Origin of the sequence: Bifidobacterium sp. M0399 (assembly GCF_016100595.1) — a bacterium.
In the GTDB taxonomy this organism is placed as follows: Bacteria; Actinomycetota; Actinomycetes; order Actinomycetales; family Bifidobacteriaceae; genus Bombiscardovia; species Bombiscardovia polysaccharolytica.
In genome coordinates this window covers 559,943-583,179 of sequence record NZ_JACFSD010000002.1, presented here as the reverse complement: position 1 = coordinate 583,179, position 23,237 = coordinate 559,943, and the positions used below count along the sequence as shown (strand labels likewise).

Sequence of the window (23,237 nt, the reverse complement as noted above, 5' to 3'; positions counted from 1 at the left end):
GCCGGGCGGGCATCGGACTGGCAATCAAAAAGCTATAAGTAGCACAAACACGCTCTTGAGTTCTCAAACCACCACCACACCAACAGCTCCAAGCCCTCCGAAGAGTTCTCATCACTGCCGGGCAGCAAGAAGTAAACTTACACGAAGTTGCGTTGTCCCGCAAATTGGCATAGAAAAATATCGAAGGAACCCAATGATTCCGGGGATTCTACGGCGTGTCGATTTCCATCGACATATTCCCCGTTTCATCGACCTTCGTCAATCCAGGAACCCCGCACACTCTCCAGCGAGGCTCAAACCAATATCTTCCAGTGACTCATATTAGTAGTTTTCGCCGCGCGCAGCATGTATTTCCACCATGCGAATGGGTACAAGCGGCAAGGCAATCCTTGCTTATCAATAAAGCGCTACAAGCAGAGAGCTTTGACCGTCACCGCGAACCGTTCTGGTTCATCCCACTGCGGGCAGTGTCCTGACCGGTCAAAGCGGATAAACCGATGCGGACTCTTCAGCCCATCTGCAAACCGCTCAACCAGAGTGCCTGGCAGGTGACGGTCATACTTGCCGCTGATAAAATATACCGGCGCCTCGAAAGAAGTCTGCCTGCTGAAATCAACCTGCTCCAGCTCAGCATCCAAGCGAGCGCGGGATTGAGCCACCCCCTTGGCGTGGTTGAGCAGACGTGACCAGTTGTAGTAGGGCGAGCGCAGGTAAGTCATGATCCGTCCCAGGGATCCGAACAGCATGGCAGCCCCGCCACGAGACAGCAACTCATTGATCATCAGCACCATGTCAGCGGTTCCGCTCTCCCTGCTGACGACCGAACCGAGCCGGGGACCCAAATTCTGTTGCCCCCAATGCCGTCTTACCTGAAGAGCGGCGCGCATGCTGACAACCTGCCCAAGGCCGATGTAGCAACGAACAAGCGAGGTATAGCGCTTCACTATCTCCAGCCCTAGGACGCTACCCCAGGAATGACCGATGAGAATCAGGGAATCCTGTCCGTAGGCCCGAAGAAGCTTCAGCACGAACTGATGAACATCTTCGACCATCGAATCGATGGTCACCGCCTCGCCAGGGGCAAAAGGATGATAGGACAGACCGCTGCCCCGCTGGTCCAGGTTGATGAAGCGGAAATCGCGCTCCAAGGCCGCGTTGTAGCGCATGGTGAGTGGAATGCAGGCATCGCCCGGGCCACCATGGAGGTAAAGGATAATAGGGGTACGGCGAGGAGCTGGATTCATCGAGAAGACAAGGCGTGTACCTCTAATCCACGTCCAATACAAACGTGAATGCGTGGAACACTGAGGATGAACACAGCTTCTGCCTTGGGCCATAATGGAATTCTATCGGAAAACAGACCACACGAATCTCTCATTCGAACAACAAAACGTGCAAGAGAGTAGTCCTAGTTAGTCCCACAACACCAGTCAAGGAAACGACTGCAGCGCCAAAGTAACAGTTTTATACCGCCCACCAAGCCCGCCATTAAGCACTTTTTTCCTCAGAAGGTTGCAGGTATCGACGACATCAATAAGATCTCCATGAACCTTCTAATATTTGAACAGTCCCACCCATTGAAGCCCCACAATTCTTGGAAAATGCATGCTGCCTAACTTTACGGTCAGCGTCATAGGCAGCCAAGCATAAAAATGAGGCAACCGTTGAATCACGGTTGCCCCAATTGGGCTTGGACCCACTGATTGATCAGATGTGGATCCTTGGATTCTGAACCCTTACACCATTACGCTTTGACCTTTTTGCGGCTCTTCGGCTTCTTGTAACGGTCCGGGTTGGCTTTTTCATCACGTCCCCGCTGCACGATCCAGAAGATGAGGAGCGCGGCCACAACTACGATGGCCACATCGATTCCATAGAGCAGTTTCTTCCAAGGACTCATGGAATACCCCAGCCGTGACCTTGGAGTGATTCCATTCATAGCATTTGAATTCACTGTGGCGTAGCCGATGTTGTGTAGGGCCCTCCTCATGGCCATCCGGGCGGTCGGGCTGTCGTAATCCTGTGCAGCGTTCTCCATCTGATTCATGAAGAGATCGTTACCTGCGCGAAGGGTCATATCGCGCAGCTGATGTTGCTTAGTTGGATAAAGATCCGTGATTACTGCGCCTTGGAAACCCCACTCGCCGCGGAGCACATCGGTTAGCAGACCACGATGCGCAAACCCGATCACACCACCGATGCTGTTCTGAGAAGACATGATGCCCGTAGCCGAACGAATGACCTTGGTCGTCATCGTTCCCTTGCTGTCACCAATGTACTTCTCAGTGCTCCTGGCCTCCTTGACGGCAATTTCAAAGGGCTTCAAATAGATCTCGCGCACTGCTTGCTCATTAGCCCAAGTAGCCAGGTACATATCGCGGAAGGTCTCCTGCTCGTTGAGAGCAAAATGCTTCAAGTAGCTGAAGATGCCCTTATTGCCAGCACCGCTTATCGACGCTGCAGCCAGCTTCCCGGACAGGAGGCCGTCTTCGGAGTAGTACTCGTAGACACGACCGCTGAAAGGAGACCGGTGAGTATTGACTCCAGGAGCATACCAAGCGTTCAGGCCTGACTGCAGACCCTCCTCGCCCAAGGCCTCCCCCATCTCCTTCAGAAGATTTACGTTCCAAGTGGAGGCTATGACATTGGCGCCTGCCCAGGATGAAGCACCCTTGATACTCCATCCCATGGCACCGTCCTTATCCACAGTTGCAGGCTTGTCGATGGACGGAATCGCAGCGGTTTGGTAGGCAGCCTTGAAAAGAACCTCAGTGATACTCTTCTTGTCACCTTGCCAATCGATCTGGTCCAGCAATTGGTCCCACTTCTTGCTGTTGTAATCCTCGCCACGCAGGTCGATCAGAGCCAGATCATGCTTGGCTTTGGACTTGGGCTCCTTATCTTGGTAAACCTTGCTGGCCTTGTCATTGCCCAGAACCTTATCGGTATCAGGGTCGAACTTGTCAAACCAGGAGAATTCATCCAAAGCAACCTTTGGAGCCACGCCCTTGCGTCCCTCCGGGGCTGTTGGGAAGGTTCCCTTCCAGTTGCTACGTGAAAGCTGAGTGACACCCTGTTCATCCATGTAGGCGTTCAGGGTCTGGAAGCGATTGCTGGGCGCCTTGAATCCGGCCTTCTGCTCAGGCTTGCCCGTCGGTTCACCCTTGTCGTTGAGCTTGGATTGTGCATCCTTGTCGGACTGCCGTGGATTGTTGCCTTCGTAGAACTGTGTATTGGCAACATTGAACTGGTAGGTGTCCAGGACATCATGAGAATTGTTCTTGAGTTGCAGGGCGTAATTCCCGGCCTCCAGAAGATAGGCACCGGTGGAACCGTCATGATTCTTATGGTGGTAGTCGTAGGAAGCCATATCGTCCTCAGAGAACTTCAGTTTGATCTCCTGTCCAGCACCAGGTTGCAGGAGTTTGGTTTTGGCGAAGGCGCCCAGTTCAGTGGCAGACTTCTCCACGTGATTGCTCCTGTCATAGTCGGTGTAGGGAGCTGTGTAGTACAGCTGGACGGTATCCTTGCCAGCTACCTTGCCAGTGTTCCTTACTTCGACAGTGGCTTCCACCTTCCCATCGGACACCTGAACATTCTTGAGCGTACGATCGAAAGAGGTGTAGCTCATCCCGTAACCGAAAGGATAGGCCACAGCGCCAGGCTGGGCGATGCCGCCGTTTTCATTCAGCCTGCCGTATGTGAAATCGGGATCTTCGACACTGGCCGTCTCATAATAGCGATAGCCGACGTATATGCCCTCTTCATATTCGACATAAGGGCGATCGATAGTGCCGCGGTTGGCTCCAGGCATGAAATCACCCAAGACCGATTGATCCTTGACCTTAGTGTTGGTGTAATGGTATTCACCAAAATTGGCAAAGGTCGGATCCTTGGTGAAATCGGTTGGATAAGTGTCTGTCAAGCGACCGGAAGGATTAACCTTTCCGCTCAGTATCCTGCCAAGTGATTCAAACCCACGCGAGCCAGTGGTACCGGTCCATACAATGGCATCAGCCTCGAATTCCCCACCCATGATTGGGGTCAGCTCCATAGGATTCGCACTGTTGAGCACCACAATAACCGATGCGCAGTGATCCTTGGCAAACTTGATCGTGTTCTTCTCCGCCGCAGTCAAAGCCAGATAATGTGGAGTTCCATCGTCATACCCCTGCGTGCGTTTGTCGATTCCTTCGGAACCTGAACGCTTGATGAAAACTATGCCCGTTGTGTCCTTGACCTTATCAGCAAGAGGTGTATAGATGCTGGGATCATACTCATCGATATGGGCCGACTTCCCCTTGTCCATGATGGCTTGGACCGAGTTCTTGTCCGCATTCAGTGCCCTGGTACCTGGCGCAGCACCTGGCGACGAAGTCTTAGCTCCTTTCATGGCTTGGACTGTTGCATCATTTACTTTGAAATAATGCTTGAGCCCCTGCTCTGAAGTAACCATCTCCTTGTCCGTCGTAGCCGCTGCTCCACTACCAGAATAGGCTGGATCCATATATCCCGCTCCGAAGGGCGAAACTATACTTTGCTCCTTCAAAGGGAGTACACCATCATTCTTCAACATAACAATGCCTTCATCGGTTACCCTCTGAGAGACGGCATCGCTTTTCGCCTTGGCTTCTTGCATAGAATTGGTGGTCTTGGCGTTGTAAGTGGTGTTCCAGTCTGAAGTCCCCGAGGCTTTCTTTACGACCACATGGCCTCCACCCAGGTAACTGTCAAGCACACTGGCGAAAGAATTGCCGGCCACGGTCAAAGCCACAGCCAAAGCTAAGATGACCACAATAACGGTGATCCATATTCGCTTGAACGTCCGTCCGCTCATCTTCGGTTTCTTTGGTTTTTCCGATTCCACGATTTCTCCTTGCAGTCTCTTCATTGACACTTGGGGAAAGCACCGACGACGGTCATCAGCGATGAGGAATCGCTCAGTACGTTCCCTAACATCTCAGTTGTTTCGAACACGGTCAGAATATCCATCACTTTTCAAGCAATCTTCGGAAAAAGCACAACCTGTCGCTTTGACACCCTAATTTGCTGGCACCTATAGAGGATTCGCATAACGATTCTGCTGGTGTAGTAGTTTTCTCACAGCAAGCTCCTAGAATTAGGCACGAAAACGAATATTCCGGTCTTATAGCTTGTAATGAGCCGAATCGTAAACAATTAAAATCCGCATAGGAATAGACTCCAAAAGCGAAGCATCCCCAGATGATCCAGATAATACAGGCAACTCGCGTTCTTACTTAATCCTCGTCAATAGTTGCTTGGAATGGCTTGCTCAAGTCCGAAACCCCCATTACTCAAGCGGTACGCAGGATTGCATGCCTGCACATCTGGCAAAACCAGTAAAAATAGCTGAAAATTTCTCTCAAAAGAACAGTATTTGATGTTAGAGAAGGCGCTACCAACGACCATTTATGCGGCCAATTGAACAGGTTGGTCTCAAAGTGCCGCACATGGTGGAGCAAACATCGATAATACAAACGAAGCAGAACCGAGCCATTATCAGAAAACTTCGGTGTTTTCTGAACCTGAAGAGAATTTCGACACGGGTCTTGACCTCTCTGGGAGACTGGCCGGTTAACCACCGAAGGAGTCGTGGAGAGGGAACACCATGGAAGTCAAGGATCTGACAGTTCTGGAACGGGCATCGCTGCTCTCCGGAAAATCCACTTGGGCGACCCGAGCCTTGAAGAGGGCGGGCATCCCGAGCATGGTCCTGAGCGACGGCCCGCACGGCCTGCGCCGCCAGACCGGATCAGGGGACAACCTGGGCATGGGCAAATCCAAGCCCGCCACATGCTTTCCCACAGCCGGCACTGTGGCCTGCTCATGGGACCCGGAGCTGGCCAAGACCATGGGCCAAGCGCTGGGTAGCGAGGCCAGAAGCTTGGGCGTCAACATGGTCCTGGGTCCGGGTATGAACATCAAGCGCAACCCCCTATGTGGCAGAAACTTTGAATACTATTCTGAAGACCCCCAGGTGGCTGGTCATATGGCTGCAGGCCTTATTGAAGGCATCCAGTCCCAGGGCGTGGCCGCCACCCCCAAGCATTTCGCCATGAACAGCCAGGAGCTGCGCCGTCAGGCATCCGACTCCGTTGTGGACGAGCGCACCATGCGCGAGCTCTACCTGACCGGATTCGAGATTGCCGTGCGCCAGGCCCACCCATGGGCCATCATGACCTCATACAACATGGTCAACGGCACCTATGCCAACGAGAATCCCCACCTGCTCAAGGACATCCTGCGCAAGGAGTGGGGCTTCGACGGCATGGTGGTCTCGGATTGGGGCGGCTCCAACAGTGCGGTCGCCGCAGCCGCCAATGGCTCCTCCCTTGAAATGCCCCAGGCCGGGTACGACTCCGTCCGCCAGATAGCCAAGGCCGTGCAGGAGGGCCGCCTGGACGAGGCCGACCTGAATGCCCGGGCCGAAGAAGTGGCCCGACTGGCCAAGCTTACCTATCACTCCGACATGGACCTCGATGGGAACCTGACCGCAGACCAGATACGGGATCACCATCAGGTGGCGCAAAGCATCGCAGAAGAATCTGCAGTTCTTCTGGTCAATCGGGAGGGACGTCTGCCACTGGCCGCCGGCATACGGATCGCCCTGGTCGGCGACATGGCCGAGACTCCAAGGTTCCAAGGATCTGGGTCCTCAAAAGTCAATGCTGCCAAGCAGGAAAGCATGCTGGACCTGCTCAGGCAGGGCAACGGCGACGGCCTGGAGCTGGCCTCCTACAGTCAGGGATATGAACGCCATGGCGAGAAGAACCAATCTTTGATCGACCAGGCCGTGGCTGCGGCTGACCAGGCTGATGTAATCGTTGCCTGCGTGGGCCTGGACGAGCGCAGCGAATCCGAGGGCCTGGACCGTTCCCACATGGACATTCCCAGCAACCAGGTCGACCTGATCAAGGCCTTGGGTGCGACGGACAAGCCTTTGGTGGTCGTCCTGGTAGCGGGCTCCCCTGTCACCACCGACTGGATCGACCAGTGCGATGCCGTCCTCTACATAGGACTGTCCGGGCAGGCTGGAGCATCAGCCACCCTGAACATCTTGACGGGCCGGGTCAACCCCTCCGGTCACCTGGCGGAAACCTGGCCCAAGTCCTATGCCGACTGCCCCAGCGCCGACTGGTACCCCGACCCTGCTCACGAATCGATCTACCGGGAGGGCCCATTCGTCGGCTACCGTTACTACCTGACTGCAGGCGTAGAGGAACGCTTCCCCTTCGGATACGGCCTGTCTTACGCACACTTCACTTACGCAGATCTGTCTGTGGACAACAAGGGAGCCACCTTCACCCTGACCAATGATTCGGACAGGCGGGGGGCCACCGTTCCCCAGCTCTACGTCCAGGCACCCAAGGGTGGCGTGCTCAGGCCAGTCCGCGAGCTGAAAGGCTTCAAGAAAGTCAGCTTGGAAGCCGGTCAATCAACCCGTGTCCGTATCGACTTCGACCAGACGACCTTCCGGCACTTCGACACAGCCAGCAACTCCTGGCAGGTCGAGTCCGGCGACTGGACCATCATGATCGGATCCGACGCCCGCAGCATGGAACTGAGCGGACATCTAACCGTCCAGGGCACCGTCGACCCGCAGAGTCCCGACCCTGCCCTGGGCGCCTACCTGACCGGCCGGGTCAAGGAAGTCGACGACGACGCTATGACAGCGCTCTTCGGCCACCCGGTGGTCCGACAGAGCGCCATCAGTACCTTCGGCGTCAACGATCCGCTCTCGTCCTGGAAGGACTCCAGAAGCGCTCTGGCCAGGTTCGTGGCCAACTTCCTGGCCAAGAACGAGAGCCGCCACGAGACCAAGACCGGCAACCCCGACCTGAACACCCTCTTCCTGCTCAACATGCCCCCCAGGGCCATGGCCAAGATGACCAACGGGCTGATTGACACGGCCATGGTCGAAGCCATCGTGCGCATTCCTAATGGCCACCTATGGCGGGGACTGGGCGGATTCATCGCCGGATTCTTTAGGAACATGTCCGCCAACCGCCGGACCGGAAAGGAGCTCAATCATGAGTGATCAGCACAGCCAGCAGGCCGGACAGCCGACTCAGGGGAAAGCGACGACGACATCACAGTGGGCGATTGTCCGCTGGTGGCAACGGTTTAGCGACCGGCACACCACCCTGGCCCAGTTCATCGTCTTCTTCATCCTGTCCAACGGGGTCACCGTCTTGCAGCTGGTACTCATGCCCGTGCTCAAGGCCATCTTCAACGGCACCTCCCTTGTGGGCACCAACTTCCAGATCTGGCGCATGGGGACCGTCGGTGGCAAACCCTACTATCTCTTCGACTATGCGGCCGGGTCGATTGGCCACGGCGGCGGGGGCGGCCTGGCCTACTTCCTCGCGGTGGAGATCACCCTGCTGATTGCCCAGATCATCAACTTCTTCCTCCAGCGCAATATCACCTTCAAGTCCAACTCCTCGGTCTGGAAGGCGGCCTTCTGGTACCTGGCGGCCTATGTGATCATCACCATCATCGCGGCGGCGCTGCAGGGCTGGTACAAGGACCCCATCTACGGCTTCTTCCAGCACACTCTGAACTGGGGCAGCCTGGGGACCACCGTTGCCGACCTGGTCACCATGATCATCAACTCGGCAATCTCCTTCTGGGTCTTCTTCCCCATCTTCAAGGTCATCTTCCGTCAGGAGCCCACCGAGCCTCAGGCGAGCGCCCAGTAAAATTCCGGCCCCACTCCCCCGGCTACCAATGGACCGGCATGCATCGGGAGCCAAAGGAGCGGGGCCTTTTCCTCAAACCCATCATGTACAGTGGTCGCAACGGCCGCCGGCGGGGTACGGCAACCCCGCCGACATACCCGCCGACCCATTCTTTTGCGAAGTGATCGTTCATGACAGCTGATCGACAGACCTCCACAAGCCCGCCCGTTCTCACCTTCATCGTCCCCGCCTATAACATGGCCCAGCATCTGCCGACCTGCCTGGATTCGCTCCTGAGCCGGGAGGGGGACGATCTGGAGGTCATCGTGGTCGATGATGGATCCACCGATGACACAGCGCAAGTGGTGCAGTCATACCAGGAACGCCATCCGCACACCGTCCGTCTGATCACCCAGACCAACAAGGGCCATGGTGGCGCAGTCAACACCGGCCTGGCAGCCGCCCGAGGCTGCTACGTCAAAGTGGTCGATGCCGATGACTGGGTGGACCCGACATCACTGAGTCTGGTCCTGGACCAGTTGTGCGACCAATCGCGATGTACGAATCCTGTGGACATGGTGGTCACCAACTACGTCTATGAAAAAGAAGGCCGCAAGCATAAGCGGGTCATCAACTTCCGCAGCGTCATGGATTCGGGGCAGGTGCTGGACTGGAACCATCTACGGCGGTTCGGGCTGGCCCAGTACATGATCATGCATGCCCTGATCCTGCGCACCGAGGTGCTCCGCCAGGCCCGCACCCACCTGCCCGAGCACACCTACTATGTGGACTTCATCTACTCCTATCAGCCCCTGCCCTGGGTGCATACCCTGCTCTACCTGGACACGAATTTCTACCGCTATCACACCGGCCGCAAAGGCCAGTCGGTGCAGACTTCGATTATGATCGCCCGAGTTTCACAACTATTGCTGGTCAACGGGCTCATGGCGGATTCCACGCCTGACCCGGGGACGGTTCCCCGTGGACTTTATCGTTATATGATCCACTATTTGTCCATCAACTGTGTGGTGACCTCGGTCTTTCTGATCCTCTCTCGCAAGCCCAGCAACTACAGGAACAAGGACATGCTCTGGAGCAGGCTGGAGCACCGCTCCCCTGCCATCGCCTCCGATGTCCGCTCCACCCTGCTCTGCCGGATGATCAACATGCCGGGCAGACCGGGCCGCCTGGCCATCCGCCTGGGTTATAAAGCCGCCGAAGCCGCCATGGGCTTCAACTGATCGCCCTCCCTTGGCAAGAGCACGCATAGGCTGAACCAATGATGCTCGGTGCGCAGGGTCATCTCGCCCTGATAGCGGTGGACTATGTGCCGAATGGACTTGACACCATACCCATGCAGACCATCGTCGGTCCTGGTCTTGGTGGTGGCCAGCTCGCCATTGCCTTTCCAATTCAGGGGCGAGGCGAAATAGTTTTCGATGCGAATCACGACGAACTGTCCTCGAGCATATAAAGCCACCTTGATCAGGCGGCGGTCGGGCTCCTTGACCTTTCTCAAGGCCTCAATGGCATTGTCCAAGGCGTTGCCGAAGAGAGTGGAGACATCCATGGGCGACATCCCCTCCAGGAGCGAGCCATCGGCCACCATGGTCAGGGTGATCCCCTCTTCGGAACAGATGCGCTCCTTGGTTGACATGACCACGTCCAGAATGGGGTTACCAGTGTGCTGCTGCGACCCGTACCGTCCGACCGCAGCCTCCAGCTCCTCAAAGTCCTGGGACTTACGCTCTGGATCCATCTGCGAGCGCAGGGCGGCGATCTGATGCTTGAGATCGTGTGCAAGCCTACCCATAGCCTCAAGATTCTCCTTGGAGCGCATGTACTCCCGATGCTGGCTGTAAGCCCGGGCGTTAATGGAGGCCAGCTCGGCGCTGGTATGGCTTTCCCGCAGCTGCTCCTGCTGGGCGTAGAGCATGGCGAACCCGCACAGATCCACCAGAGTGCGGATATAGAAGACCTCCAGGCCAACCCGACCGGAGAAGGGGGTATTGGTGGAGACGAAGCTCAGGTTGGACATGGCGAAGGTGACCACTGCGATAACCGCGGCTATGAAGACGCTGCGGCCAGGCACGGAAGGCTGGGCATCGGCGAAGTTACGTCGCTCAGCCACCCAAGCCAGCAGCCCTACGCCGCCGTAGATCAACACCAGCAGAATCAGTGAGGCTGGGTCGTACAGGCTGTGACTGGATGGCCGCATGAAGGAGTCCAGCTGCCAATGCAGGGAGGCGATCAGCTCAGCCAGGACGAAGGCGCGGGCCAGCAGATAGGCCCCATCCAGCGCACCCAACCCTGAAGCCAGCATAATGATGGCGTACATGCAAACCACAGCCAGGCACATGCTGATGATCCAGAAGGCGATAGGCAGGGTGCCAGCCCAGTACTGAACCACGATCAGCACAGCCAGACCAGGCAGAAGGACCGCCACCATCCGCAACCGAGAGATCCTCGGCCCGATGGCCAACAGGTAGACCAGGCAACCCAGCCACTCACTGATGGCTGTATAGAGCCGGGGGATGTCAGGTAGGGCATTGAGGATGTGGGTGGTGGTCATGGCCGACCTGCCACGTAAGCGGTAAGGGCCGTCATAAAGGACTTCTTGCGGGGCCGGCTGACCCGCAGCCGCTGACCGGTAGACATAATGCAGTCCTGGTCCTCCATGCCCGTCACATGGGCCAGATTGACCAGGTAGCAGGAGTTGGAGCGGAAGAATCCCCGCTGGTCCAGCTGTCCCTCAAGACTCTTCAGCGTGCTGTTCGTGGTCAGCGAGGAATCCAATGTGTGGATGACGCTGCTGTGGCGGACGGATTCGATGAAGACGATGTCCTTGAGGGGAATTCTGGTGGATCGGGCGCCCTCGGTAATCAGGATGGACAGGTCCACGCGGCCGCGCACCTGGGCGATGGACCGGTCCAGCTCCTGGGAGAAAGCGAACCAGGGCAGTGGTTTGAGCAGGTAGGAGAGTGCGCCTACTTCATAGCCGTTGATGGCGTACTGGGGGGCGGAGGTGATGAAGACGATGACCACCGACTCATCGCGGGCACGCACCCTGTGGGCCACTTCAATCCCGTCCATGGGGGTCATCTGAATGTCCAGAAGAAGGATGTCATACACAGGCCTATAACCATCTGCAAAAGCCTTGCCATCGGTGAAAACGCTGACCGTCAGTTCCTCCTGACGTTCCTTGCGGTAGCGGCTCAGGTAATTGACCATGGTTCGACAGCTGATGGAATCGTCATCCACCACTGCGATTCTGATCATCCTGGTGCACACTCCTTACCCCGTCGGCCAAGGACCTACGGCCGCCGTTATCACCGTTCTTCCATGATATCGAAGATGCCCGCATGGCAGACCGCGATTGTCTGAAGCCGAACTCGGACAAACATGGTTTGAACTGTTCGCTTTTTGCCTTGCGAATCAATTCTCACTTGTGGACGGGAACGATTAGAGTCGAAACATGTCTACCTTCGCACCCTCTTCATCCTGGAAACCCTCCACCTGGCTGGCCCGCCTGATGCTGCTGATGGCCGCAGCCGCCTGGGGAGCCGGATACACCTTCGAAAAGGTTGCCATGGAGACTCTGACCGTACGCTGGCTGATGGGCATTCGCATCCTCTGTGCCATTGCCATCATGACACCCTTTTTGCTGCCACGACTGCGTAGAACCGGGGCCATACACACCTTGGTACCGGGGCTGATACTGGGGGTCAGCTACTGGGCGGCCTTCAGTCTGCAGATGATGGGACTGACCACCATCGCCCCAGGCCGCAATTCCTTCCTGACGGCCACCTACTGCATCTTTGTGCCCTTCCTGGTCTGGATCATGGCCCGTCGACGACCGGCCCTGCGCCACTTCGTCGCGGCTGCCATCTGCATCCTGGGTGTGGCTCTGATCTCACTGCCAGCCCACGGCGGGGGACAGGGGCTGTCTTTGAGCACTGGTGACCTGCTGACCCTGGCCGGCGCGCTGCTCTATGGGGTCAACCTGGTGATCACCGGGTTTTTGACCAAGAAGTTCGATGCCCCCACACTGACATACCTGGAGCTACTGTTCGGCGGTATCCTCTTTCTGGTCTGCGCGCTGATCTTCGATCCCTTGCCCAGTGCGGCCGACTTCACACCATCGACCTTGGGCTCCATGATTTATCTGACACTGATTTCGACGCTCATGGCCCAGAACTTCCAAAACATCGCCTTTTCCAGGGTCCCCGCCGCCCAAGGTTCGCTAATCCTGTGCTCAGAAAGCCTGTTTGGCATGCTGGTCTCGGTCCTGGTCCTGCACGAGGAGCTGACGGCCACCCATCTGCTGGGCTTCGCCATCATCTTCACCGCTATCATCCTGTCCGAGGTCAGGCTTCACCCCCGCCGGTCATCGGCGGATTCCTCTGCACCTGTGTCTTCCTCCCGGTAGGCTGTCCCAGGCAAGAGGTCGTAAGGCATCTGCCGCTTGATCAGATAGAAGACCAGCAGGAGCAGGGCCAGGATACGCGTTGCAATCTGAACGTTGCCGGTCCATGGGCCGAAGACAGCCAGGATAATCGCGGTTCTGAACAGATAGAAGAGGAAGCGGGACCAGCCATGCCGCTGCTTGGTCTCGACGGTCATGTGGGTGAAGGTGGCGCCCAGCGTCCGTCCCCTACGGGGTAGAGGGATAAGCAGTTCGAAGATCAGCAACATAGCTAGATCCACCACAGTCCCGAACACGTCCAGAGCGGAGGGGGCGATCAGCAGCCCACCAAAGCGGTAGTGGCCATCCAGTTGGTAGGTACCCAGGCGATGGACCGCATAGGTCACGCCCATCCCTAGGGACATGGACAGGATGGTGGCCAGGAGCAGATCCAGAGCCAGGGAGACGGCACGGTGTATGAACCCTGGGTTGGTGACCAGCTGGGCGGCGTCAGCCTGACGGGTGGGAATGAGTTTGTTGGCAACCATGGCCACCAGATAGCCGATTATTGCGCCAGAAGTGTTCCAAATCAGGTCGTCCACGTCGAAGAGACGGTAGGCACAGCCGACGATGCCGAAGACCCCGGTCAGCTGGGCCGTTTCGATGAAGAGGGAGACCAGGAGAGCTACAAGCAGGGCCAGGATGAAGCGCCAGCGGAAGACTCGACCCATGATGAAGCCCAGGGGCAGGAAGAAGGCCACATTGAGCAGGATCTGCAGCATGGCCATCCGACCGCCTGTGCTCAGATCGGTCAGGAACTGCAGGGGGTTGAGCTGGGGGCTCAGATGATGGGTGGCGCAGAAGGCGGCACGGTCGTCTGGCATAGGCCAGAGGGTGAAGAAGACCAAGGCCAGCAGGTATAAGACAGTCAGGTAGGCCGCCATGGCTGCTGTCAACCGGAGCCGGTGATACCGGTTGTAGATCAGGGCAAGAATGGGCAGGGTCAGAATCAGCGAGGCCAAGGGCCAAAAGACCAGAGATATGCCAAAGGAGCCGCTAAAGTAGTCCAAGTATGTCGAGAGCACAAATCCAGTCTAAATCGCCCTCGGGCCTATCGACCGATTGACTGCGCCGACCAGGAGCTCAGTCGTCGCCCAAGGTCACGTGGATGCCGCCTACCAAGGAACTGACCAGGTTGTAGAGGAAGGCGAAAATGGTGACCAGAACCACTACTATGACAATCTCGAAAATAGAGAAGATGGTCACCGAACTCAGGACCGTCCCCAGGCTCAGCACCTGGCCCAGATCGAAGCCGCCCGCGTCCAGGCCCGTTTTGGAGATGACCTGAGTCAGGTTGTCAAAGAGCCCCATGGCGTTGAGCAGGAACCAGAGCAGAGCAGCAGCCACCACCTGAATGATGCCCCCGGCGATGGCCAACAGGAAGGTGACCTTGGCCACCGACCAGGGCTCCAATCGGGTCAGGGACAGTTGCATGCGCCGGGCCCGAGGCACGTGAGGACGCGCCGCCGAAGCCGAAGCCGCAGGTCGAACAGGACGGGATGAGGATACCTTGACCGGACCGGCAGCCGAAGCTGTGGTTCTTGCGGAACGTCCCGATGCCGTCCTGCCGGCTGCAGGAGCCGGGGGAGTGGCCGATGCAGTTCGACGGGACTCGCCCTGTGCGGATTCATCAGCCTTGGTCTTCCCCTTTTGGGACTTACCAGCACCCTGCTTGCCGGCCTTGACCTGCTTCTGATCATCCTGACTCATCGGCACTCCTTGATCCTTGCGTTCAATAGCCCGCGCATACCGCCGCTGGGCCTGCATGACTTCTTACGAGGCTACCAGTCTTGTCAGACTGGTAGCGGACCAACTCAGTCCTCCTGGGTCAGGCTCTGACCGTCGCCGGTTCCGGTGGTGGCGATGGGCTGATCCTTGGCTGCCAGGGGAGCGGCGGAAGCCAGATCGGTCTGATCGGCATCCTCTTCCTGGTCGTCACGTTCGGCATTGCGGGCGATGGAGAGAATCTCATCACCCTTGTCGGGCTTGGCCAGGGTGACTCCCTGGGTGTTGCGACCGGTCCGCTTGACCTCGGCCACATCGGAGCGGATGACCTTGCCGGACTTCATGATGGCCATGATCTGGTCGTCCTCATTCACCACCAGGGCGCCGACCAGGGATCCCCGGCCCTCCACCATGGCGATGGCCTTGACACCGTAGCCGTTGCGACCCTGCAGGCGGTACTCACTCAGAGCGGTCCGCTTGGCAAAACCCTCATCAGTGACCACCAGCAGGTCATCCTCGGAATCCTTGGCGATCACGTCCATGCTCAGCAGTTCGTCGCCTGGGCGGAACCGCATGCCCTGGACGCCGGCTGTCTGCCGTCCCATGGGCCGCAGGGTGGAGTCGTCGGCCGAGAAGCGCACGCTCATGCCCTTGCGGGAGACCAGGATGATTTCGTCATCGGCATTGCAGAGTGCTGCACCCACCAACTCATCGCTCTGGGGCACCTCTTGTCCCTCCTCGTCGGTGACGGTGCCTAGCTCCATCAGTCGCACGGCGATCAGACCGCCCTGACGGGGCGAATCATATTCGTCCAGGCGGGTCTTCTTGACCCGTCCCGTCCGCGTGGCCAATACCAGATAGTCCGCATCGTCATAGCCGTGCAGGGAAAGGACCTGTTCAATCCGCTCGCCTTGACCCAACTGAAGCAGGTTGGCTACATGCTGTCCCTTGGAGTCGCGGGAGCCCTCAGGCAGCTCATAGGCCTTAAGCCGGTACACCCGGCCCTTGTTGGTGAAGAAGAGCAGCCAGTTGTGGGTGCTGGTCAGGAAGAAGTGGTCCACCACGTCATCCTCACGCAGCCTGGCTCCGCGGATGCCCTTGCCGCCGCGGTGCTGGGCCCGGTACTCATCGGCCTTGGTCCGCTTGACGAAGCCGGAGTGGGTGACGGTGACCACAACCTGCTCGTCGGCGATCAGATCCTCCACGTTCATCTCACCCGAGTAGGGGACGATCCGGGTGCGCCGCTCGTCGCCGTACTTGTCGACGATCTCGTCCAGCTCATCACCCACGATGGTGCGCTGACGCTCGGGGTGGGCCAGGATGTCGTTGTAGTCGGCGATCTTGCGCATGAGATCCTCGTGCTCGTCCAGGATCTTCTGCCGTTCCAGGGCAGCCAGACGACGCAGCTGCATGGCCAGGATGGCATCGGCCTGGACCTCGTCCACGTCCAGCAGCTCCATCAGGCCAGTGCGGGCTGTTTCCACGTCCTTGGAGGCGCGAATCAGGGCAATGACCTGGTCAATCATATCCAAGGCCTTCAGATACCCCTGCAGGATATGGTCGCGATCCTCGGCCTCGCGCTTCAGGTAGCGGGTGCGCCGCTCGACCACGTCCAGCTGGTGGTCCACCCAGTGGCGGATGAAGGCGTCCAGACTCAGGGTCCGGGGGACTCCGTCCACCAGGGCCAGCATGTTGGCTCCGAAGGTCTGCTGAAGCTGGGTGTGCTTGTAAAGGTTGTTGAGAACCACCTTGGGCACGGCATCGCGCTTGAGCACCAGGACCAGGCGCTGGCCGGTGCGGCCCGAGGTTTCATCGCGCATGTCGGCAATGCCCTGGATCTTGCCATCGCGCACGGCCTCGCGGATGGAGGAGGCAAGCCGATCGGGGTTGACCTGGTAGGGCAGCTCGGTGACCACCAGGCACATCCTTCCGCGGATCTCTTCGGTGTTGACCACGGCCCGCATGGTGATCAGACCTCGTCCGGTCCGGTAGGCCTGCTCAATGCCCTTGTGCCCAAGAATGGTGGCGCCGGTGGGGAAATCAGGCCCCTTGATGATGGCGATCAGGGCGTTGAGCAGCTCCTCCTTGGAGGCCTCGGGATGCTCTAGAGCCCAGTGCACACCCTTGGATACCTCGCGCAGGTTATGCGGAGGAATGTTGGTGGCCATGCCCACGGCGATGCCGGCTGATCCGTTGACCAGCAGGTTGGGGAAGCGGGAGGGCAGAACCGTGGGCTCCTGGGTCTTGCCATCGTAGTTGGGTATGAAGTCGACCGTATCCTTGTCGATGTCGCGCACCATCTCCATGGCCAGGGGGGCCATGCGGCACTCGGTGTACCTCATGGCGGCTGCCGGGTCGTCGCCGGGGGATCCGAAGTTGCCCTGGCCGTCCACCAGCGGATAGCGCATGGACCAGGACTGGGCCAGGCGCACGATGGTGTCATAGATGGCCGCATCGCCGTGGGGGTGGTACTTGCCCATGACGTCGCCCACCACGCGCGAGCACTTGTTGTAGCCGCGGTCGGGCCGGTATCCGCCGTCGTACATGGCGTAGATGACCCTGCGATGGACCGGCTTCATGCCGTCGCGGACGTCGGGCAGTGCCCGCTCCACAATTACGGACAGGGCATAGGACAGGTATGATTCTCGCATCTCCTGCTGGAGGTCAATGGGTTGAATCCGTTCGCCCTTAAGGAGGCCATAATCGGTGTTGTCCATCTCTTGTGGGCTGAGTGGCTCTCGAGACCCGTCGGGCAGGTTGAGGCCGTCCTGGTCCGAGCTGTTGTCGTTGTTGTTATCGTCTGCCAAAATCGATCCTTAGCTCAAATGTTGAAAAGGGGAGGCGTCCGCGTCTCAGGCGTCGATGAAGCGGGCGTCGTGCGCGTTGCGCTGGATGAACAGACGCCTGGGTTCGACCTCGTCACCCATGAGCATGGTGAAGGTCTCGTCGGCCTGCTCGGCGTCATCGATGCGGATCTTCTTGAGGATGCGATGCTCCGGGTCCATGGTGGTCTCCCAGAGCTCCTGGTAGCTCATCTCGCCCAGACCCTTGTAGCGCTGGATCCCTTCGCCCTTGGGCAGCTGCCGACCTGAGGCCTTGCCCTCGGCCAGAACCCTGTCGCGCTCGGCGTCGGTGTAGACGAAGCTGTGGGGACCCTTGGTCCACTTGAGCCGGTAGAGCGGAGGCATGGCCACGTAGACGTAGCCAGCTTCGATCATGGGCCGCATGTAGCGGAAGAAGAGGGTCAGGTTCAGGGTGGCGATGTGGGCGCCGTCCACATCGGCGTCGGCCATGATGATGACCTTGTGGTAGCGCACTTTGTCGATGTTGAAGTCCTCGCCGTACCCCCCTCCTACAGCGGTAATCAGGGATTCGATGGTGTCGGACTTCATCATGCGGTCCAGGCTGGCCCGCTCCGTATTGAGGATCTTGCCACGCAGCGGCAAAATGGCCTGGGTCATAGGGTTGCGCCCCTGTATGGCCGAGCCGCCTGCTGAGTCACCCTCCACGATGAACAGCTCACACTCTTCGGGGTCGCTGGACTGGCAGTCCTTGAGCTTGTCGGGCATGCCGGCCGTCTCGAAGATGGACTTACGACGGGTGTTCTCGCGGGCCTTCTTAGCCGCGATCCTGGCGCGGGAGGCCTCCATGGCCTTTTGGATGATGGCCTTGGCCTCGCCTGGGTGGGCGTCAAACCAGTCGCTCAACCTTTCGGTCATGACCCGCTGGACGAAGGTCTTGGCCTCGGAGTTGCCCAGCTTGGTCTTGGTCTGGCCTTCGAACTGCGGATTGGTCAACTTGACGGAGACCACAGCGGTCAGCCCCTCGCGCACATCGTCGCCAGAGAGGTTATCGTCCTTGTCTTTGAGGATGTTCTTGTCCCTGGCGTAGCGGTTGATCATGCTGGTCAGAGCTGCGCGGAATCCCTCTTCGTGGGTGCCGCCCTCGGTGGTCGCGATGGTATTGGCGAAGGTGTGGACCGACTCCGAGTAGGCGGTGGTCCACTGCATGGCCACCTCGGCGGAGATGCCCAGCTTCAGATCCTCGGCCTCGAAGTCGATGACCTCGGCCTCCACAGGCGTGGCCTTCCTGACCTTGACCAGGTAGTCCACATAGTCCTTGATGCCGTTGGCATACTGGTAGCTGACGGACTGGCCCTTCTGCTCCGGGGTCTGCTCCTCGCCAGCCACCTCGTCGCCGGCCTGGTCGTTGGGACGCAGGTCGGTAAGGGTGATTCTCAGGCCCTTGTTAAGGAAGGCCATCTGCTGGAAACGGCTGCGCAGAGTCTCGAAGTCATAGACTGTGGTTTCGAAGATTTTGGGATCGGCCCAGAAGGTCACCGAGGTGCCGGTGCTCTCGTCCGGCCCCATGGCCTGGTCCTTGGACAGGGGAGCGGTTGGCTTCTGGTTGCGGAAGTTCTGATGCCAGTGGTAACCCTGCCGACGCACCTGGACGTCGATACGGGTGGACAGGGCGTTCACCACGGAGATGCCCACGCCGTGCAGACCGCCCGAGACCGCGTAGCCGCCGCCTCCGAACTTGCCGCCGGCATGCAGCTTGGTCATGACCACCTCGACGCCGCTCTTGCCCTCGCCTGGCACCTCGTCCACAGGGATACCGCGGCCGTTGTCGTCCACACGAATGCCGTTGTCAGGCAGAATGGTGACTTCAATATGATCGGCATACCCTGCCAGGGCCTCGTCGACCGAGTTGTCGACGATCTCGTAGACCAGATGGTGCAGGCCTCTGGGACCCGTCGACCCGATATACATGCCGGGACGGACGCGGACCGCCTCCAGCCCCTCCAGCACCTTCAGATCGCTGGCATCATAGTGCTCGGGTGAAAGCGAATCATCCAGCTGCGCATCGTCCAGCTGATCCAGCTGATCCTGGCCCGTCATGCCATCATCCTGAGGCTTGTCCTCCTCGTTTTCCCGGCCCTCTTGCGGGGTCCGGGACGGGTCAGTATTGAGATCTGCCACGGATAGTCCTTTCTGCACCCCCATCGTCGGCCACTGACGACAAAGCAGCTTCCGTTCGTGGTCGAGCGGGGGATTGACTCATGGTCACCAGGTTCCAAATCGTCCATAAAGGGGCCTTGGAAGCGTTTGACCCTATAACCTATAGAATACCAGCGCTATGGGACTTTAGGCTTACAGAAAGCTGGGAAGACGGTATTCGCAGATTATGGGTTCACCCGTAGGTGTCGCGCACGCCTCGGCCGGGCGGATCGAACCGCGAACGGCGAAAGCTGTAGTTGTGGGGGCCGGTCACCCGGATCTGTCTGACCGGCATGCCCAGCCGCTTGGCAATGGTCGCTTTGAGCTGGGGAACCAGGTAGGTCAGCTGAGTGGCCCATACCGTGGTCTGCGCCTGGATGATCAGCACGCCCTCCTGGTAGGAGACCACTCTCGAATGGGCGGCAATGCCGGGTCCAACTACACCGTCCCACTGGTTGCGCAACCGAGCAACCTTCAAATGACTGGTCCACCCGCTCCCAGCAGCAAGGCTGGTCACCACACCTCCCAGTTTGGCTGGGTCGCGGCCCGGCTTGCCGAATGCATACCAGGCCTTACGGGAGTTGTCCTCCCGCTGCCGACGAGTGGCCGCCCGTCGCGTGCAGCCCTCGAAGACCAGGGCCGGCAATCGACGCTGATCCAGGTGCAGAGTCTCAACCATGGGGGCCTTCATGACAGGTCGTTCCCCTCCGATCCATCCGGCATATCAGAGTCCTCATGAGCCGTCCCTCTGGTTCGACGCAGGTCCTGCATAGCACTGGCAATGGCTGGATCCTGGGCAGCCGGATCAGATGGCTGTACAGGCCTCAGTCGGGACACATCCACCAGCCTGGCACCCTGCAGGGAGGGAATATCGCTGTCGGCGGCCACGGTGATCAGCACCTGGCTCTGCTGACGGGCAAAATTCAAAATCTGATCCCTACGGCCCCGATCCAACTGAGCGAAGACATCATCCAGAATGACGATGGGCTCCAGATCGCGACGATCCTTGACCACCTGCAGCAGAGCCAGCCGCAAAGCCAGAGCCAGGGTCCACATCTCACCGTTGGAGGCGAACTCCCGAGCAGGCATGCCGTTGAGAGTGAAGACCAAATCATCGCGCTGGGGACCGATCAGATTAGTGCCCCGGGCCACTTCTCCCGGGTAGATCCGCTGAAAGTGACGACTGACGGCTTCGGCGACCTCTGGACCGGTCTGCCTATTGGGTCCGATTTCCTCCAGGGATGGCTGGTAAGTCAATCGAGCATCCTGATCAGGGCCTGCAAGCCGACCATACAAATCGCTGAAGGGCTGTTCCAAAGCCTCTACCAGAGCCGCTCGTCGTCGGCTCAGATCCAGCCCGGTGCGAATAAACTGCCCAGTCCAGACCTCAAGTCCAGAAAGGGCGGCGTCACGCCCATCACCTGAGGGATCATAACCCGCCTGGGAGAGCTGCTTGAGCAGGGCGGCGCGCTGCTTGGCCACATGACGAAAATCCTGCCGGACCTGGAAGTAGTCGACATCGAGCTGGCTGCCGGCCTGGTCCAGCACGGCCCGTCTGGCCGCCGGCTCTCCGGAGACCATCAGCTGATCCTCAGGGCTGAAAGTCACGCAGGGTACCCGGCCCACCAGGTCACGCTGGTAGAGGGAAGGCCCACCGTTGATTCTTCCCCGGTTGGCTCCCTTGGCGGCAATGGTCAGCTCATAGTCGGTAGCGGTCCCGTCCTGCTCCAGCCTGGCCCTGATGGTGGCCTTGGACTGCCCACGTTCTACCAGGGGTAGTGAAGATGAGGTCCTATGACTGCCGCCGGTGGACAGGACCTCGACGGCCTCGACCAGGTTGGTCTTGCCCAGGCCGTTGCGCCCCTCAAGAATGGTGACTCCAGGCTCCAGATCGAGGACACAATGCTCCCAGGAACGGAAGTGATCCAGAACCAGACGGGAGATGTGCACGACGATCGTTCCTCGAACCTACCCGGGTGTCAGTTGTTGAAACGCATAGGCACCAGCAGGTAACGGTAATCCATGGACTCTTCGGAATCCTGCTCCTGCTGGCCGTTGAATTCCACAGCCTTGACCGCCGAAGTCATCTTGATGCGGACAAAGGGCTCGGCGATGGCACCCAGCCCGTCAATCAGATAGTTCGGATTGAAGGCCACCGTGATGTCCTCACCGTCCAGATCCGCCTGTAGAACCTCATGGGCCTGTGCTTCGTCAGCCGTGCCGGCGCTCAGAGTCACCTCGCTGCCGGAGAAGACCATACGGATGGGGGCGTTGCGTTCGGCTACCAGGGCCACACGCTTGATGGCATCGATCAGATCCTGCCGGGCGATGACCGCCTGGATGGGGTATTCGTCCGAAAAGAGGCGATCCACTGCCGGAAATTCTCCATCGATCAGCTGGGTGGTGGATATTTTGCCAGCGTTTTCCACGCCCATGATGGTGGGGTTGTCAGCCTCGTAATCCATGGTCACGTTCTGATGCTCGTCCAGAGAACGGGCGATGTCTCGCAGCAGGGAGCCGCGAATCAGCATGGAGGTGGAAAAATCGGCGTCACGAGGAGTCCAGGTGAAGCTCGAACGGGACAATCTGAAACGGTCGGTGGCGGTCATGACCACCTTGTCTCCAGTGATTTCGGTCTTGACGCTGGTCAGGACCGGCCGGCTCTCTTCCCTGGAAACAGCGACGATGGACTGGGAGATGGACTGGATAAAGGTCTCAGCATCCACCTGGCCCATAGGTTCAGGGACGGCAGGGAGGTCGGGATACTCGCTGTCAGGCATCAGTTGCAGAGAAAAAGTGGATTTGCCCGAGGTGATGGTCATCTTGGATCCCTCGGTTGACAGATAAGTCTTCTCTGATGGTAGTGATTTGGTGATGTCTGTCAACAGTTTGCCTAGCACCAAGGCTGTTCCGGATTCATCGATGCCTGCTTCTATGTGGTTTCTTGCCGAAACTTCGTAATCGAAAGCGGAAAGCTTTAATGTTCCATCAGAGGCTTCCATCCTGATGCCTGCCAGAATCGGCGAAGCTGGTCGGGAAGGGATGATGCGGGTGGTCCAGGCCACTGCATCCGAGAGTGCGGATGAATTCACTTCTACTTTCATGGGAGCCTTCTTGTTGACGAATGAACTGGATTCATTCTATCGAATGGCTCAGGTGATGTGGTTGGAACAAGCAGATGTGCTTGAATGTGAAGGTGGTTATTGCATAAATATACATAGAGTCATCGTAATAAGCTCGGTGGATGGTGTGGATAAGTTCTCAAATCCTTGCAACGAAGTGGATAGACCTCAATCGGACGATGTGGATAAGCGGTGAAACCGATGTGAATAGGAGGCCAAGTTA

General features: G+C 58.4%; 15 protein-coding genes. 4 read left to right on the top strand and 11 right to left on the bottom strand.

Annotated features, from left to right (window positions below):
* Window positions 1–407: 407 nt before the first annotated feature.
* Together H3V09_RS06980 and H3V09_RS06975 are read right to left on the bottom strand one after the other, a co-directional pair.
* Window positions 408–1,244, bottom strand: coding sequence for an alpha/beta fold hydrolase (locus H3V09_RS06980; RefSeq protein WP_198191148.1), 837 nt, complete (start codon window positions 1,242–1,244; stop codon window positions 408–410).
* Between the two features lie 500 nt (window positions 1,245–1,744).
* Window positions 1,745–4,837, bottom strand: a complete 3,093-nt coding sequence (locus H3V09_RS06975; RefSeq protein WP_198191149.1) for a glycoside hydrolase family 3 C-terminal domain-containing protein — start codon at window positions 4,835–4,837, stop codon at window positions 1,745–1,747.
* A gap of 792 nt (window positions 4,838–5,629) precedes the next feature.
* Here H3V09_RS06975 and H3V09_RS06970 point away from each other — a divergent pair.
* From H3V09_RS06970 to H3V09_RS06960, 3 genes are all read left to right on the top strand, one after another.
* Window positions 5,630–8,059, top strand: coding sequence for a glycoside hydrolase family 3 C-terminal domain-containing protein (locus H3V09_RS06970; protein WP_198191150.1), 2,430 nt, complete (start codon window positions 5,630–5,632; stop codon window positions 8,057–8,059).
* Window positions 8,052–8,723 (top strand): hypothetical protein, encoded by a 672-nt coding sequence (locus tag H3V09_RS06965; RefSeq protein WP_198191151.1) that lies wholly within the window; start codon window positions 8,052–8,054, stop codon window positions 8,721–8,723. Before H3V09_RS06970 ends, H3V09_RS06965 begins: the two co-directional genes overlap by 8 nt.
* 170 nt (window positions 8,724–8,893) lie before the next feature.
* A complete protein-coding gene (locus H3V09_RS06960) occupies window positions 8,894–9,943 on the top strand; it encodes a glycosyltransferase family 2 protein (protein ID WP_198191152.1) in 1,050 nt (349 codons plus the stop codon).
* Here H3V09_RS06960 and H3V09_RS06955 read toward each other — a convergent pair.
* The gene (locus H3V09_RS06955; RefSeq protein WP_198191153.1) at window positions 9,907–11,274 is read right to left on the bottom strand and encodes a sensor histidine kinase; all 1,368 of its coding nucleotides are present in this window, start codon (window positions 11,272–11,274) and stop codon (window positions 9,907–9,909) included. The two genes, H3V09_RS06960 and H3V09_RS06955, sit on opposite strands and share 37 nt — an antisense overlap.
* Complete coding sequence (locus tag H3V09_RS06950) at window positions 11,271–11,981, bottom strand: LytR/AlgR family response regulator transcription factor (protein ID WP_046322082.1); 711 nt, start codon at window positions 11,979–11,981, stop codon at window positions 11,271–11,273. The genes H3V09_RS06955 and H3V09_RS06950 overlap by 4 nt, the downstream gene beginning before the upstream one ends.
* 196 nt (window positions 11,982–12,177) lie before the next feature.
* Between H3V09_RS06950 and H3V09_RS06945 the strand changes: the two genes are divergently transcribed.
* Entirely contained in the window at window positions 12,178–13,131 is a 954-nt protein-coding gene (locus H3V09_RS06945; RefSeq protein ID WP_121912772.1) for a DMT family transporter, read from the top strand.
* Here the strand turns inward: H3V09_RS06945 and H3V09_RS06940 are convergent.
* The 7 genes from H3V09_RS06940 to dnaN all read right to left on the bottom strand — a co-directional run bounded on the left by H3V09_RS06940 (window position 13,077) and on the right by dnaN (window position 22,996).
* On the bottom strand, window positions 13,077–14,192 hold the full coding sequence (locus H3V09_RS06940; RefSeq protein ID WP_198191154.1) for a VanZ family protein: 1,116 nt from the start codon (window positions 14,190–14,192) through the stop codon (window positions 13,077–13,079). The two genes, H3V09_RS06945 and H3V09_RS06940, sit on opposite strands and share 55 nt — an antisense overlap.
* A gap of 58 nt (window positions 14,193–14,250) precedes the next feature.
* Window positions 14,251–14,877, bottom strand: a complete 627-nt coding sequence (locus H3V09_RS06935) for a DUF3566 domain-containing protein (RefSeq protein ID WP_110424635.1) — start codon at window positions 14,875–14,877, stop codon at window positions 14,251–14,253.
* Between the two features lie 104 nt (window positions 14,878–14,981).
* The gene (gene gyrA / locus H3V09_RS06930) at window positions 14,982–17,609 is read right to left on the bottom strand and encodes a DNA gyrase subunit A (RefSeq protein WP_408610693.1); all 2,628 of its coding nucleotides are present in this window, start codon (window positions 17,607–17,609) and stop codon (window positions 14,982–14,984) included.
* A 135-nt stretch (window positions 17,610–17,744) separates the two neighbouring features.
* Entirely contained in the window at window positions 17,745–19,793 is a 2,049-nt protein-coding gene (gene gyrB / locus H3V09_RS06925) for a DNA topoisomerase (ATP-hydrolyzing) subunit B (protein ID WP_110424643.1), read from the bottom strand.
* Between the two features lie 292 nt (window positions 19,794–20,085).
* Window positions 20,086–20,571, bottom strand: coding sequence for a DUF721 domain-containing protein (locus tag H3V09_RS06920; RefSeq protein WP_390895321.1), 486 nt, complete (start codon window positions 20,569–20,571; stop codon window positions 20,086–20,088).
* Between the two features lie 8 nt (window positions 20,572–20,579).
* Window positions 20,580–21,842: a DNA replication/repair protein RecF gene (gene recF / locus H3V09_RS06915; RefSeq protein WP_198191156.1), complete on the bottom strand. Its 1,263-nt coding sequence runs from the start codon at window positions 21,840–21,842 to the stop codon at window positions 20,580–20,582.
* A 29-nt stretch (window positions 21,843–21,871) separates the two neighbouring features.
* A complete protein-coding gene (gene dnaN / locus H3V09_RS06910; protein ID WP_198191157.1) occupies window positions 21,872–22,996 on the bottom strand; it encodes a DNA polymerase III subunit beta in 1,125 nt (374 codons plus the stop codon).
* Window positions 22,997–23,237: the final 241 nt, after the last annotated feature.

Coding starts and splice junctions, on each gene's coding strand:
- gyrA (WP_408610693.1), bottom strand. CDS start 17,609: ATGGACAACACCGATTATGGCCTCCTTAAGGGCGAACGGATTCAACCC.
- H3V09_RS06970 (WP_198191150.1), top strand. CDS start 5,630: ATGGAAGTCAAGGATCTGACAGTTCTGGAACGGGCATCGCTGCTCTCC.
- H3V09_RS06935 (WP_110424635.1), bottom strand. CDS start 14,877: ATGAGTCAGGATGATCAGAAGCAGGTCAAGGCCGGCAAGCAGGGTGCT.
- H3V09_RS06975 (WP_198191149.1), bottom strand. CDS start 4,837: ATGAGCGGACGGACGTTCAAGCGAATATGGATCACCGTTATTGTGGTC.
- dnaN (WP_198191157.1), bottom strand. CDS start 22,996: ATGAAAGTAGAAGTGAATTCATCCGCACTCTCGGATGCAGTGGCCTGG.
- H3V09_RS06945 (WP_121912772.1), top strand. CDS start 12,178: ATGTCTACCTTCGCACCCTCTTCATCCTGGAAACCCTCCACCTGGCTG.
- H3V09_RS06950 (WP_046322082.1), bottom strand. CDS start 11,981: ATGATCAGAATCGCAGTGGTGGATGACGATTCCATCAGCTGTCGAACC.
- gyrB (WP_110424643.1), bottom strand. CDS start 19,793: ATGACGGGCCAGGATCAGCTGGATCAGCTGGACGATGCGCAGCTGGAT.
- H3V09_RS06960 (WP_198191152.1), top strand. CDS start 8,894: ATGACAGCTGATCGACAGACCTCCACAAGCCCGCCCGTTCTCACCTTC.
- H3V09_RS06920 (WP_390895321.1), bottom strand. CDS start 20,571: ATGGTTGAGACTCTGCACCTGGATCAGCGTCGATTGCCGGCCCTGGTC.
- H3V09_RS06965 (WP_198191151.1), top strand. CDS start 8,052: ATGAGTGATCAGCACAGCCAGCAGGCCGGACAGCCGACTCAGGGGAAA.
- H3V09_RS06955 (WP_198191153.1), bottom strand. CDS start 11,274: ATGACCACCACCCACATCCTCAATGCCCTACCTGACATCCCCCGGCTC.
- H3V09_RS06980 (WP_198191148.1), bottom strand. CDS start 1,244: ATGAATCCAGCTCCTCGCCGTACCCCTATTATCCTTTACCTCCATGGT.